The 14,538-nt window shown below is 36.1% G+C and carries 14 protein-coding genes; 10 read left to right on the top strand and 4 right to left on the bottom strand.

Translation table 11 applies throughout. The annotated features are described in order from the left end of the window. Nucleotides 1-9: 9 nt before the first annotated feature. The 4 genes from recF to dnaA all read right to left on the bottom strand — a co-directional run bounded on the left by recF (nucleotide 10) and on the right by dnaA (nucleotide 4,137). Nucleotides 10-1,122, bottom strand: a complete 1,113-nt coding sequence (recF, locus tag MHH95_RS04395) for a DNA replication/repair protein RecF (protein WP_340726564.1) — start codon at nucleotides 1,120-1,122, stop codon at nucleotides 10-12. Between the two features lie 3 nt (nucleotides 1,123-1,125). Further along, on the bottom strand, nucleotides 1,126-1,362 hold the full coding sequence (gene yaaA / locus MHH95_RS04390) for a S4 domain-containing protein YaaA (RefSeq protein ID WP_191701044.1): 237 nt from the start codon (nucleotides 1,360-1,362) through the stop codon (nucleotides 1,126-1,128). A gap of 124 nt (nucleotides 1,363-1,486) precedes the next feature. Beyond that, complete coding sequence (gene dnaN / locus MHH95_RS04385) at nucleotides 1,487-2,623, bottom strand: DNA polymerase III subunit beta (RefSeq protein WP_191701045.1); 1,137 nt, start codon at nucleotides 2,621-2,623, stop codon at nucleotides 1,487-1,489. A gap of 170 nt (nucleotides 2,624-2,793) precedes the next feature. After that, nucleotides 2,794-4,137 carry a chromosomal replication initiator protein DnaA gene (gene dnaA, locus MHH95_RS04380; protein WP_340726563.1) on the bottom strand — a complete coding sequence of 448 codons (1,344 nt, stop codon included), beginning with the start codon at nucleotides 4,135-4,137 and terminating at the stop codon, nucleotides 2,794-2,796. 685 nt (nucleotides 4,138-4,822) lie between these two features. On the opposite strand from dnaA, the gene rpmH reads away from it, so the two are divergent. The 10 genes from rpmH to MHH95_RS04330 all read left to right on the top strand — a co-directional run bounded on the left by rpmH (nucleotide 4,823) and on the right by MHH95_RS04330 (nucleotide 14,453). Next, nucleotides 4,823-4,957, top strand: coding sequence for a 50S ribosomal protein L34 (gene rpmH, locus MHH95_RS04375; RefSeq protein ID WP_008408389.1), 135 nt, complete (start codon nucleotides 4,823-4,825; stop codon nucleotides 4,955-4,957). Between the two features lie 269 nt (nucleotides 4,958-5,226). Continuing rightward, nucleotides 5,227-5,568, top strand: a complete 342-nt coding sequence (gene rnpA / locus MHH95_RS04370) for a ribonuclease P protein component (RefSeq protein ID WP_191701047.1) — start codon at nucleotides 5,227-5,229, stop codon at nucleotides 5,566-5,568. A 156-nt stretch (nucleotides 5,569-5,724) separates the two neighbouring features. Further along, complete coding sequence (gene yidC / locus MHH95_RS04365; protein ID WP_191704186.1) at nucleotides 5,725-6,507, top strand: membrane protein insertase YidC; 783 nt, start codon at nucleotides 5,725-5,727, stop codon at nucleotides 6,505-6,507. Beyond that, on the top strand, nucleotides 6,508-7,275 hold the full coding sequence (jag, locus tag MHH95_RS04360) for an RNA-binding cell elongation regulator Jag/EloR (protein ID WP_340726562.1): 768 nt from the start codon (nucleotides 6,508-6,510) through the stop codon (nucleotides 7,273-7,275). A 180-nt stretch (nucleotides 7,276-7,455) separates the two neighbouring features. Further along, nucleotides 7,456-8,841, top strand: a complete 1,386-nt coding sequence (mnmE, locus tag MHH95_RS04355; protein WP_340726561.1) for a tRNA uridine-5-carboxymethylaminomethyl(34) synthesis GTPase MnmE — start codon at nucleotides 7,456-7,458, stop codon at nucleotides 8,839-8,841. Nucleotides 8,842-8,868: 27 nt separating this feature from the next. Next, nucleotides 8,869-10,764: a tRNA uridine-5-carboxymethylaminomethyl(34) synthesis enzyme MnmG gene (gene mnmG, locus MHH95_RS04350; protein WP_340726560.1), complete on the top strand. Its 1,896-nt coding sequence runs from the start codon at nucleotides 8,869-8,871 to the stop codon at nucleotides 10,762-10,764. Between the two features lie 62 nt (nucleotides 10,765-10,826). After that, nucleotides 10,827-11,543 (top strand): 16S rRNA (guanine(527)-N(7))-methyltransferase RsmG, encoded by a 717-nt coding sequence (rsmG, locus tag MHH95_RS04345; protein ID WP_191704182.1) that lies wholly within the window; start codon nucleotides 10,827-10,829, stop codon nucleotides 11,541-11,543. A gap of 184 nt (nucleotides 11,544-11,727) precedes the next feature. Then, nucleotides 11,728-12,642, top strand: a complete 915-nt coding sequence (gene noc / locus MHH95_RS04340; RefSeq protein ID WP_340726559.1) for a nucleoid occlusion protein — start codon at nucleotides 11,728-11,730, stop codon at nucleotides 12,640-12,642. 211 nt (nucleotides 12,643-12,853) lie between these two features. Continuing rightward, nucleotides 12,854-13,615, top strand: a complete 762-nt coding sequence (locus MHH95_RS04335) for a ParA family protein (protein ID WP_191701054.1) — start codon at nucleotides 12,854-12,856, stop codon at nucleotides 13,613-13,615. Further along, nucleotides 13,608-14,453, top strand: a complete 846-nt coding sequence (locus MHH95_RS04330; protein ID WP_340726558.1) for a ParB/RepB/Spo0J family partition protein — start codon at nucleotides 13,608-13,610, stop codon at nucleotides 14,451-14,453. Before MHH95_RS04335 ends, MHH95_RS04330 begins: the two co-directional genes overlap by 8 nt. The last annotated feature ends 85 nt before the right edge of the window (nucleotides 14,454-14,538 follow it).

Genomic DNA, 14,538 nt, shown 5'->3' with positions numbered 1-14,538 from the left:
CATTTATTGTTATTCAATTGCTCCTTTTTTCACATGGAACAATTTAGCGTGCTGTATTGTTTCATGGTGAATACCTTCAACACTTGTCGTTGTAACAAATGTTTGAACTTCACCCTGAATTGTATTTAATAAATGTGATTGACGATAATCATCTAATTCAGATAAAACATCATCCAACAATAAAATCGGTGTTTCTTTTGTTTCTTGTTTTATGAGTTCTATTTCAGCAAGCTTTAATGATAACGCTGTTGTACGTTGTTGACCTTGTGAACCATATACTTGTACATCATAGTCATTCACGAAAAACTGCAAATCATCACGGTGTGGACCGATTAATGTTACGCCTCGCTCAATTTCACGCTGTCTAACCTCTGTTAGTTTTTCCGTTAAATGCGTTATCATTTGCTCAGCTGACCAATTTGCTTCCATTCCTGACACAGGACGGTATTTAATTACAAGCTTTTCTAGACCGCGTGAAATGCCAAAGTGAATTGGTTCAGCCCACTCCTGCAAGAGTTCCATAAATTGAAATCTTTTACGAATTATTTGTATAGCTGCCTGAACATATTGTTCTGTATAAATATCAAACATTACATCAGATGCAAATGCTTGTTTTCCTTGGTTTTTTTTCAGTAAATGATTACGTTGTTTTAATATCTTTTGAAATGTCAGTAAATCATGTAAATAGACTGGCGATATTTGCCCGATTTCCATATCGATAAATCTTCGGCGAATTTGTGGGCTACCTTTCACGATATTCAAATCTTCAGGAGCAAACATGACAACATTCATCTGTCCAATGTAATTACTTAATTTAGTTTGTTCAAGATGATTGATTTTGCCTTTTTTGCCCTTTTTTGAAATCGTTAATTCGATAGGAATACCACCGTAACGCTTATTTACCACACCTTCTATTTTACCATAATCCGCGTCCCAAAGTATTAATTCTTTATCGTTCGCAGTACGATGAGATTTGGCCATCGCTAGTACATAGATTGATTCCATAACATTTGTTTTTCCTTGAGCATTCTCCCCAATAAAAACGTTAATTTTATTTGAAAAATCTAGTGTTAACGATTCATAGTTACGATAATTCGTTAGCTGTAAGCGCTCGATGTTCATGAATTATTCTTCTCCGTTTGCAATAAACGCATCCACAATTTTAAATCGGCCAACACCTGGGATATTAATAACATCTCCATGACGTAATTTTTTTCCTCGGCGACCTTCTGCTTCTCCATTCACAAACACTTCATGTTCACTTAAAAACCATTTTGCCATACCACCAGAGCTAATTGTATCTGTCATTTTCAGCGCTTGACCAAGCGTTATAAATTCTGTATCAATTACTAAATCATTCAACGTAATTCATCCTCCACTTAAATAAAGTCTTATCATTCTATCATACCTAAAATTTGTCCATAAGTAAAAAAGGAATGGTCTCAATAATAAGTTAAAGACCATTCCTTTTAAAAATTATATTTTTTTAGTAAGTACGTACCGGTAAAATCAGTTGTAAAATCGCATCATCTGCTACAGATCGCAGAATGAATGGACGCATTGCCCCTGTAAATTCAATGACAACATCTTGACCATCAATTGCTTTTAACGCTTCCATCATGTATTTTGCACTGAAAGAAATTTTTAAAGTTTCTCCTTCTAGGCTTTCCACTTGGATTTGCTCTTCCACTTTACCAATCTCAGGTGAATTTGATGATATTTCTACTGTTTGGTTTTCAAGAGTTTCAAATCGAACAACATTATTACGGTCTTCACGAGCAAGCAACGATGCACGGTCAATTGCTTGAAGAAGTGATTTTCCGTTAATAGTAATCATTGTTTTAAATTCTTCTGGAATTAAACGGGATGTGTCTGGGTAATTCCCTTCCAAAAGACGTGAAAAGAAAAGAACGTCATCTGTTTTAAACAATACATGTTGACTCGTTAATACAATTTGTACTGGGTTATTCGTATCTTCTAAAATTTTATTTAATTCATTTAAACTTTTTCCTGGAATAACAACTGAAGTCACATCAGTTGGTAAATTTTCAAGATTTACTTTACGACGTGCTAAACGGTGACTATCCGTTGCAACGCATATTAATTCATCGCCATCAACTTTCCAGTTTACACCTGTCAACACGGGACGACTTTCAGAAGTAGCTACAGCAAACACCGTTTCACGAATAATCGACTTTAATAGATCCGTAGGTATTGTAAATTGGCGATCAGCTGCAAGCTCAGGTAGTTGTGGATATTCTGTTGCATCAGATCCGATTAGATGAAATTCTGATTTACCAGAACGAATAATTGTTGCAGTACCGTTTGTAATTTCGATTTCTACTTCGTTTGTAGGTAATTTACGAACAATTTCGTTGAACATACGTGCTTGTAATACGATAGAACCTGTTTGAGTAATATTTATGATTTGTTCGCCATTTTCTTCTACTGGGATAAATGTTTGGATTGTAATATCTGCATCACTACCAGTTAAAGTCATACCCTCATTTGTAACATCAATCTTAATTCCCGTTAAAATAGGAATCGTCGTTTTAGAGCTAACTGCTTTCATTACATCATTTAATCCAGCTAAAAGATGATCACGTAAAATATTAAATTTCATTAGTTTACCTCTCTTATATAATTAATTATTTATTTAAAGATATTAATAGATATAGTAATAGGTCCTGTGGATTTGTGGATAACCGAACTTTTTCTTACGGCATGTAAGCTATCCACATGTGCACAAGTTGTGAATATCCTTGTGTGAAAAACAGTGAGTTATACACAACTTTATTTACCTAGCATGCTTCGAATTTGTTTAATATCCTGTTGGAGTTGCTGATCTGTTTTAATTAATGAAGATATTTTTTCATGTGCATGGATGACAGTCGTATGGTCTCGTCCACCAAATTCCTCACCAATTTTAGGCAATGAAAAATCCGTTAGTTCTCTGGATAAATACATCGCAACCTGTCTTGGGAAAGCAATCGACTTTGTACGGCGCTTTGCCGAAAAATCTTCTAAACGAATATTGAAGTGCTCGCCTGTTGCTGTTTGAATATCTAAAATTGAAATCATGCGCGGCTTTGAGTTTGGCATAATGTCTTTTAAAGCTTCTGCAGCCAGTTCCGGTGAGACATCCGTATTGACCAAAGAAGAATAAGCAACTACACGGATTAATGCGCCTTCCAATTCGCGGATATTTGTATCGACTTGGTTGGCAATATACAGCATAACCTCATTTGGAATATCTAGACCGTCAGCTTTGGCTTTTTTTCGTAAAATGGCAATACGTGTTTCTAAATCAGGTGGTGCTATGTCTGTGATTAAACCCCATTCAAATCGAGAGCGCAAACGATCTTCTAATGTAGGGATTTCCTTAGGTGGTCGGTCACTTGAAATGACAATTTGTTTTGATTCTTCATGTAAAGTATTGAATGTATGGAAAAACTCTTCTTGCGTTGATTCTTTCCCAGCTAAAAACTGAATATCGTCAATTAGTAACACATCAACATTCCGGTATTTATTACGAAAATCAATTGTTTTGTTATCACGAATCGAGTTGATAAACTCATTTGTGAATTTCTCAGATGATAGATAAACGACATTTGCAGTAGGATTATGTTCTTTTACATAATGGCCAATGGCATGCATTAAATGGGTTTTTCCTAGTCCTACCCCCCCGTATATAAAGAAAGGGTTATACGCTTTTGCTGGTGCTTCTGCTACAGCTAAGCTCGCTGCATGAGCAAAGCGGTTACCAGAGCCGATAACGAACGTATCAAATGTGTATTTTGGATTGAGCATACCAGGTGTAATATCATGATGTTCACTTGATTTTGCTTGGGTAATTGGTGGTGGTAGTTCAAAGTCGTCTGCAACTTGATCTTTCTGAACGACAAATTTTATGACCAGATCTTCGCCAGTTAACTCATTTAATATTCCTGTAATCATATGAATATAGTATTGTTCAAGCCAATCACGGGCAAAAGAGTTAGGTGCTGATATCGTTACTTTTGTGCCACTATGAGCTAAAAGTTTTGTCGATTTCAGCCAAGTATCAAAGCTCGGTTTTGAAATTTTTTGTTCAGCTTGGGCAAGGACGGCATTCCATAAATTTTCTAAATGTTCCAAGCTTGTTCTTCCTTTCGTTAATTCATTTCACATATTAATTCATATATTAGAAAAGATTTATTTCGTTCAACATAGAATGAGATAATTTTTTTTATGTGATTTTTGTTGAAACTGTTTCGTTCGTATTCACAAAAAAAAGAAACGCCCTGTTAGATATTTAATAGAAAAACAGAGCTATAAAATATGAACTTTATCAATAAAAAACACTTTCATACACATACCCACACACTGTGGATATGTGTTATACAATTGCCGGGGAAATCATTGTCCACAGATTATCAACAATTGTGGATAAAATATTTCCCAGAAAAGAATTCCACAAAGTAAAACACAGTTATCGTATCAAATAAAGTGAGCTATTTCAATACTTAATCAATCTTATCCACATAATCATATGTTATTCGAGTCATAGTTGTCCACAGGGAATTTATATGTGAAAAAGCTGTAGATAAACGTTGTGGATAATTTTTTAAGAAAAAAAACTACTCACAGGCTGAAGTTGAAAAAATTTTATGGATTGTGGATAACTGTATAGAGGAAAGGTAAGGGGAATGAACTAACAAATTCTTTTTAAAATAGAAAAATAAATAGAAGGATTGACAAATGGGTTTCATTATTTATATAATATCATGGTCTGTATGTAGAGATAGATATAGTAACGCTCGAATTCAGGAGGTGTATATAAATGAAACGCACGTACCAACCTAAAAAACGTAAGCACTCTAAAGTTCACGGTTTCCGCGCTCGTATGAGCACTAAAAACGGCCGTAACGTATTAGCTCGCCGTCGTAAAAAAGGAAGAAAAGTATTATCAGCATAAGTCCACTGAGCCACATCAGTGGTCTTTTTTTTCTTTTATCTTCATTCAGTAGAAAATACTTATCTGTATAGGTAGGGGATGCATGCTTGTTTTGTCAGTTCCGTCAGGTGTTGTAAACACTGAATGAAGATAAGCCTCTGGCAGATGGCTCAGATTTTTAAAGGTAATTTTTTACCGGAAATCTGGACGCAATTACGCCTAGGTGTAATTGATTGTTTCGACAGAAGCAAAAAAAGTACCAATGATTAGATGGAGCAGGTGAATGGATCATGAATAAACGCCAACGAATAAAGAAAAATGAAGATTTTCAAAAGGTGTTTAAAAAAGGTAAGTCATTTGCGAATCGCCAATTTATTGTTTATTGCTTGAAAAAAGAAGAACAAGAGGCGTTTCGTATTGGCTTATCAGTAAGTAAAAAAGTGGGGAATGCTGTCACTCGAGTTCAAGTGAAGCGTTATATTCGCCAGGCTTTTCTGGAAATAAAAGATGAAGTAAGACAAGATATGGACTATGTTATTATCGCCAGAACGCAGGCGGCCACAATAGATTTTCATGAAACCAAAAAAAGCTTGCAGCATGTATTAAAGGTTGCAAGAGTATATAAAGGTTAATATCGCACTAAAAATTTACTATAAAATTATTCGATAGTTTGAAATAAAGATACGATAAAATTTAAATTATCGGAACAATTAGTAGTGTACAAACGTATGCACATGGTAAACTGTTGTCATAAAAAATTGAATAGGTTTGCTTTAGGAGGAAGAAGGTTGAAGAAAAATCTTTGGATAATGCTGTCGCTTGTCTCTGTAGTATTACTACTTTCAGGCTGTACAGAATTTGACCAGCCGATTTCATCTGAAAGCGATGGCTTTTGGAATGAATATATCGTTTGGCCACTCGTATCATTCATCAAGCTTTTTGCTGATATGTTCGAAGGCAATGCTGCGAATTATGCTTTTGCAATTATTATCGTAACAGTTATTATTCGTTTAATTATTTTACCTTTAACAATCAAACAAGTTAAAAGCTCTAAAAAAATGCAGGAAATGCAACCAAAGTTAAAAGAGCTTCAAGCAAAATACAGCTCTAAAGACGCAGCAACTCAACAAAAGTACCAGCAGGAAATGATGCAGTTAATGCAAACTTCAGGTGTTAACCCATTAGCTGGATGTTTACCGATTCTTATTCAAATGCCAATTCTGATTGGTTTCTATCATGCAATTAGCCGTATGAATGCAACACCGGACGCATTTGAATTAGGAACATTTTTAGCGGTTCCATTAGCAGAGCCAAGTATTGTATTTGCTGTTATCGCAGGTCTTATCCAGTATGTTGTATTAATGACTGGACCAGCAGTAGATAATCCGCAAATGAAAATTATGATGTACATTATGCCATTAATGATTGTTGGTTTCGGTATTATTTTACCTGCCGCTTTATCATTATATTGGGTAGTCGGAAACTTTGTATCTGTATTACAAAACCTTGTTATTTACAAACCTTGGAATAAAAATAAACCGGATGCTACCGATGCAGGAGGAGCGAAATAAGTGAAACAAACTACGCAAATAGGCGCAACAGTAGAAGAAGCGATCTCATTAGCGTTACAAAAGCTTGGCCATACTCGGGAACAAGTTGATGTAGAAGTTTTACAAGAAGGTAAAAAAGGATTTTTAGGTTTTGGTGCACGAAATGCAGAAGTTCGTGTTACTGTAAAAGAAATTGTTCAGCAACAAGTGAATAAAGAAACGACTTCACATCCTACACCTGTAGTAGAAGAACAGTCATTTATCGAAGAGACCTTTGAAAATGAGTCGGTTTTAGTTAATGAAGATCAATCAATTCATCATGAACAACAACAACAAGTGGACCCTATTGAAGAAGCAAAGTCGTATTTAACGAATATTGCTTTAGGAATGGGAATTACAGATTTAACAATTGAACATGAATCAGATGGCAAATATGTTTCTTTTAAGTTATCGAGTGAAAAAGCAGCATTATTAATTGGTAAGCGTGGTCTTACTTTAAATGCGCTGCAACATTTAACACAGCTCATTCTTAATAAAACTGCCAAATCATTTATGGTTTTACAAATGGATGTAGAAGATTATCGTGAACGACGTCAAGTTGCGCTTGAGCAGCTAGCATTGCGGATGGCCGACAAGGCAGTACGTACACGAAAACCGGTCTCATTCGAACCAATGGCTTCTTATGAAAGAAAAATTATTCATAATGCATTGGCTAACCGTCTGGATATTGAAACATATTCAGAAGGTACAGAGCCAAATCGCTATTTAGTCATTGAGCCAGTAAAATAAATGCATACAGACAGTGTCGGCCTATTCATTTGGATAGGCCATTTTTTTATGTTAATAATACATGTAAAAAACAACATTGCTTTAGATTTTTTTTAAAATATGTTAGTCTAAATTGTTAGAAAGTGTAGCACGGATGTGATTTATCCACATGTGGATAACACAAAATTAGGAGGATATAAGATGGAATTCGATACAATTGCTGCGATATCCACACCAATGGGCGAAGGAGCCATTGCCATTGTTCGTCTAAGCGGAGATGAGGCAGTAGCGATTGCAGATAAAATATTTAAATCACCAAATCATAAGCGTTTAAACGAAGTAGCATCACATACGATTCACTATGGACACTTAATCGATCCAAAAACGGATGAGGTCGTAGAAGAAGTGATGCTGTCACTGATGCGCGGTCCAAAAACGTTTACACGTGAGGATGTAGTCGAAATAAACTGTCATGGTGGTATTGTGTCAGTTAATCGTGTTTTACAGCTTGTATTACGCTATGGTGCACGTTTAGCTGAACCTGGGGAATTTACTAAGCGGGCATTTTTAAATGGTCGTATAGACTTATCACAGGCAGAAGCTGTTATGGATTTAATTCGTGCAAAAACAGATCGTGCTATGAATGTTGCACTCGGTCAAATGGACGGGAAGCTTTCGCGTCTCATTACGTCTTTACGCCAAGCATTATTGGAAACATTGGCACAAGTAGAAGTAAATATAGATTATCCAGAGTATGACGATGTTGAAGAAATGACGATTCCGGTACTGCTTGAAAAATGCGGTTGGGTACGTGAAGAAATTATTAAATTACTTCAAACATCATCACAAGGGAAAATTTTGCGTGAAGGCTTATCAACCGTTATTTTAGGTAGACCAAATGTAGGAAAGTCTTCTCTTTTAAATAGTTTAGTTCAAGAAAATAAAGCGATTGTAACCGACATCGCAGGTACTACTCGTGATATTATTGAAGAATACGTAAATGTACGCGGTGTACCTTTACGTTTAGTTGATACTGCGGGTATTCGTGAAACAGAGGATATCGTAGAGCGAATAGGTGTTGAACGTTCTCGTGAAGCGTTAAAAGACGCTGATTTAATATTGCTTGTTTTAAATTATGGAGAAGCATTGACGATTGAAGATGAGCGGTTATTTGAAACTATTCAGGCAATGGATTATATCGTCGTTGTTAACAAAACAGATATCGAGCGCAAAATCGATTTAAATCGTGTCCATGAATTGGCAGGTAAACATCGTGTCGTAACGACTTCGCTATTAAAAGAAGAAGGTGTAATGGAGCTAGAAGAAGCGATTGCAGCGTTATTCTTTGAAGGGCAAGTAGAAGCAAATGATTTAACATATGTATCAAATGCACGTCATATCGCTTTATTGCATCAAGCTCAACAAGTAATTGAGGATGCGCTGGCTGCAGCAGAATCTGGTGTACCAGTTGATATGATTCAAATAGATGTTACGCGTACGTGGGAAATTCTTGGTGAAATTATAGGGGATACTGTTCAGGAAAGCTTAATTAATCAGCTATTCTCACAGTTCTGTTTAGGAAAATAAATTTAAGTAAAGGAAAGGAAGAACAACATGTCATTACAATATGAAGCAGGTAATTTTGACGTAATCGTTGTTGGTGCAGGACATGCTGGTGTGGAATCAGCATACGCTGCCGCGAAAATGGGTGCTAAAACACTCATGCTTACAATTAATTTAGATATGATTGCGTTTATGCCATGTAACCCTTCAGTCGGCGGACCTGCAAAAGGAATCGTTGTTCGTGAGATTGATGCACTTGGCGGTTTAATGGGACGTATTATCGATAAAACACATATCCAAATGCGTATGTTAAATACGGGGAAAGGTCCAGCAGTACGCGCATTGCGTGCACAAGCGGATAAATTCCAGTATCAACATGAGATGAAACGTGTATTGGAAGAAGAGCCAAACTTGCAAATTCATCAAGCAATGGTCGATGAACTAATTGTAGAAGATGGAGAAGTAAAAGGTGTAATTACACAAGTGGGAGCCATTTACCGCGCACCAGCTGTTATTATTACATCAGGTACGTTTTTACGTGGAGAAATTATTTTAGGGAATCTGAAGTATTCTTCAGGTCCAAATAACCAACAGCCATCGATTAAATTGGCGGATAACTTAAAAGAATTAGGATTTGACTTAGTCCGTTTTAAAACGGGGACACCACCACGTGTAAACAACCGTACAATTGATTATTCAAAAACCGAAATTCAGCCAGGTGATGAAGTACCGCGCGCATTTAGCTTTGAAACGACAGAATATATTATGGATCAGCTACCTTGCTGGTTAACTTATACAACAGAAGAAACACATCGTACAATTGAAGAGAATTTACATTTATCGCCAATGTTTTCAGGGATGATTAAGGGGACAGGTCCACGTTATTGTCCATCAATTGAAGACAAAGTAACGCGCTTTAGTGATAAGCCTCGTCACCAGATTTTCTTGGAGCCTGAAGGACGCAATACACGTGAAGTATATGTCCAAGGGTTATCGACAAGCTTACCTGAACATGTTCAAAAGAAATTACTTGCCTCTATTCCAGGATTGGAAAACGCGGAAATGATGCGTGCCGGCTATGCGATTGAGTATGATTCAGTAATTCCAACACAATTATGGCCAACACTAGAAACGAAAAAAATTCAGGGTCTTTATACGGCTGGTCAAATTAATGGTACTTCAGGTTATGAAGAAGCAGCAGGTCAAGGTTTAATGGCTGGTATGAATGCAGCAGCAAAAGTTTTAGGGCGTGAAGAAATTATTTTAGGTCGTTCTGATGCTTATATCGGTGTTTTAATTGATGACTTAGTGACGAAAGGTACAAATGAGCCTTATCGTTTATTAACATCTCGTGCAGAATATCGACTACTTTTACGTCATGACAACGCGGATTTACGTTTGACGGAAGTAGGCTATAAGGCGGGTATGATTTCAGAAGAACGTTATGCAAAATTCCAGTTGAAAAAAGCAAAAATCGAACAGGAAATTGCCCGTCTACGTGAAGTTATCATCAAACCAAATGCTACTACTCAAGAGGTAATCCGCTCTGTTGGCGGAGCAGAACTTAAAGATGGTATCCGCGGAGCAGACCTTTTAAAACGTACAGAAATGACGTATGATTTAGTTGCTTCGTTAACACCTTCAGAAATTGAACTATCAGACGATATAAAAGAACAAATTGAAATACAGCTAAAATATGAGGGTTATATTCAAAAAGCACTTCAACAAGTAGAAAAAATGAAGAAGCTTGAAAATAAGAAAATCCCTGAAAATATTGATTATGATGCGATATCAAGCTTGGCGACAGAAGCTCGTATGAAGCTAAAAAGTGTTCGACCACTTTCCATTGCACAGGCTTCACGTATTTCTGGAGTTAATCCTGCAGATGTATCGATTTTACTTGTTTATATTGAGCAAGGGAAAATTGCAAAAGTAAGTACGAACTGAATGATGTGAGCGTCTTTATTCAGAAAGGCGCTCATTCTTTTGAATATGGAGGAGTGCATTTTATGAACGAAAAGCAGTTTATTGAAGCATTGAAGGAAAAGGGTATTGAGCTTTCAGAGCAGCAAATTGCACAGTTTAATAAATATTTTGAGCTATTAGTTGAGTGGAATGAAAAAATGAACTTAACTGCCATTACAGATCTAGAAGGCGTATATTTAAAGCATTTTTATGATTCTATTAGTGCCTCATTTTATTTTGATTTCACGAAAGTCACATCGGTATGTGATGTAGGGGCAGGAGCTGGATTCCCAAGTATTCCAATTAAAATCTGTTTCCCACATTTAAAAATTACGATTGTGGATTCTTTAAACAAACGAATTACATTTTTAAATCATTTAACAAATGAGTTAAATCTTGAAGGTATGACATTTGTACATGCCCGTGCAGAAGAGTTTGGACAAAATACTGCATATCGTGAAAAGTTCGATGTTGTTACTGCTCGCGCGGTTGCACGTCTTTCTGTTTTATCTGAATTATGTCTGCCAATGGCAAAAGAAGGCGGATATTTTGTGGCATTAAAAGCCGCTGCAGGTGCAGAAGAGTTAAAAGATGCGACGAAGGCTATTTCCACTTTAGGAGGCAAACTAAAAGAAGAATTTGCGTTCCACCTACCTGTTGAAGAAAGTGAACGCTCGCTCTATGTATTTGATAAAATTAAGTCAACACCAAAAAAATATCCCCGTAAACCAGGTGTACCAAATAAGACACCAATTATTTAAAATTTAAATAAAAAATAAAATAAAAATATAAAATATGAAATGTTTTCACCTTTTGAAGCATACATATTTATATTTATGTTGTTTTTAAAAAAATTACTGTTCATTGAACACTGTACATTTTCGTATGAATCATAAATAATATGGTATAAGAGATAGATAGTTTCCTAAAGGTGGTGCCACACGGATGAAAAGTACTTTTTCACGTTTTTTCGGAGGCGGGAGCAAAGAGCCAGAAGTAAAAAGTGAAGTAGAAGTAATAGAGAACTCGTTGGCTTCAGAAGAAGTAATAGAGAATATCTCGATGGCTTCAGAAGAAGTAGTTAAAATTCCAATAGACAAAATCATTCCGAACCGTTATCAGCCACGTACAGTTTTTGATGATGAGAAGATTGAAGAATTAGCAAGAACAATTCATACACATGGTGTTATCCAACCGATTGTTATCCGTCCTATGAGCGATGATTCAGATAAATACGAAATCATTGCTGGAGAACGTCGTTATCGAGCTATGAAATCACTACAATGGACTGAAGTTCCTGCTATTGTCCGCCAATTAAATGATCGTGAAACGGCTTCCATTGCACTTATAGAAAACTTACAACGTGAAGAATTATCAGCAATTGAGGAAGCGCTTGCTTACCAACAATTATTAGGCTTGCACTCGCTCACACAAGAAGCACTCGCACAACGTCTTGGAAAAGGCCAATCAACGGTAGCTAATAAATTACGTTTATTAAAATTACCTCAGTTTGTCCAAGATGCTATATTAAATCGTGAAATTTCAGAGCGTCATGCGCGTGCTTTAATTGCTATTAAAGATGAGCAATTACAAATGCAGCTTATTGCTGCTACTAAAGAATATGATTGGAATGTAAGACAACTAGAAGAGCAGATTAAAAAACTTCTTAATCCAGAAGAACCAGAAGTGAAAAAACGCAAACCTACTCGTAAAGCGATTAGTAAAGATGTGCGTATTGCCCTGAATACAATTAAGCAATCGTTAACAATGGTGACGAAAAGTGGAATCGACGTGAAAACGGAGGAAGAGGATACAGATGATTACTATCAAATCACTGTTAAAATTCCGAAGAGAAAATAAATTATTTAGCTGCCCGAAAGATTCTACCTTTTGAGGCAGTTTTTTAGTGGATAGAAAGTATTAAGTTTTAAAAATAAATTTATTTTCATAGCATCGCTTTGTCACTATTTTTGTTAATATAAAAGTAGATGTGTCATAATAGAGAAATATTCTAAGTTTTTTAAACTTTGAAAAAATACCTAAATTGAAGTGATGAAAGCAGGTGCGGATATTGGGACGTATAATTGCGATTGCCAATCAAAAAGGTGGCGTTGGAAAGACGACATCTTCTGTAAACTTAAGTGCATGTTTAGCTTTTTTAGGAAAGAAAGTGTTATTAATCGATATCGACCCACAGGGAAACGCTTCAAGCGGACTAGGTGTGCGAAAGGGAGACTTAGAAAGCTGTATTTATGATGTAATAATTAATGATGAAGATATAAAAGAAGTGATACAACAGACAGATGTGGAAAATTTATATATAGTTCCCGCTACAATTTCATTAGCGGGTGCGGAAATTGAGCTTGTCTCAACCATTTCACGTGAAGTAAGACTAAAAAAGGCGGTACAGGAAATTAAAAATAATTTTGATTTTATTATTATTGACTGCCCACCGTCTCTTGGCTTATTAACTATAAATGCATTAACCGCTTCTGATGCATTGATTATACCTGTTCAATGTGAATACTATGCATTAGAAGGTTTAAGTCAATTGCTCTCTACGGTTCGTCTTGTTCAAAAGCATTTAAACAAGGAATTAATGATAGACGGTGTGCTATTAACGATGTTGGATGCACGTACCAATTTAGGGCTTCAAGTAATAGATGAAGTAAAACGCTACTTCCAGGATAGGGTTTATCGTTCTATTATCCCCCGCAATGTGCGGTTAAGTGAAGCACCCAGTCATGGAAAACCCGTAATTTTATACGATTCAAAATCACGTGGGGCAGAAGTATATTTAGAGTTAGCAAGGGAAGTGATTAAAAATGGTTAAAGGGTTAGGTAAAGGGATTGACGCGCTTTTTAGAGAAGAGGCCGTACATAAGGAAGATCAGGTACAGCAAATTGCCGTCACAAAAATTTTGGCAAATCCATTTCAGCCACGTAAGATTTTTGATGAAACCGCTATTGAAGAATTGGCAAGTTCCATTATTGAGCATGGTATTATTCAGCCAATTGTTGTTAGAAAATCCGGCAGAAAGTATGAAATCGTTGCTGGGGAACGGCGATACCGCGCTGCTAAGCTTGCCGGATTAGCAGAAGTACCTGTCATTGTAAAAGATTTTACAGAGCAGCAAATGATGGAAGTCGCAATTTTAGAGAACTTACAACGGGAAGATTTAACTCCAATTGAAGAAGCAGAAGCATATAATAGTTTAATTGGTAAACTGAATTTCACACAGGATGATTTAGCGAAGCGATTAGGAAAAAGTCGCCCGCATATTGCAAACTTAATTCGTTTATTACAATTACCCGATGAAATTCGTGACCTTGTCAATGAAGGAAAACTGACAATGGGCCATGGGCGAGCATTGCTTGGTTTAAAAAACAAACGACGAATTCCAGAAGTGGCGAATAAAGTAATTAAAGATCATTTAAATGTACGTCAATTGGAAAAGTACATCCAGGATATAAACGAAACCGTTTCACGTGAAACAAAGGCTACGAATAAGGATATTCATACAGAAGCAACAGAATCCCAACTGCGTGAATATTTCGGAACGCAAGTACAAATAAGAAAAGCAAAAAATAAAGGGAAAATCGAAATCGAATTTTATTCAGAGGATGATTTACACCGTATTTTAGAAATATTAAATATAGAAGAACAGTAAAAAATGTGCTGAGCATTACGTTTCAGCGCATTTTTTACTGTGAATGTAATGATTATTATCGTAGTACATAGGCTATAAAAGAATA

It is taken from the genome of Solibacillus sp. FSL K6-4121 (assembly GCF_038002585.1).
Lineage (GTDB): Bacteria > Bacillota > Bacilli > Bacillales_A > Planococcaceae > Solibacillus > Solibacillus faecavium.
The sequence above is the reverse complement of the archived record's forward strand: the minus strand, read 5'-3'. Positions and strand labels throughout refer to the sequence as shown.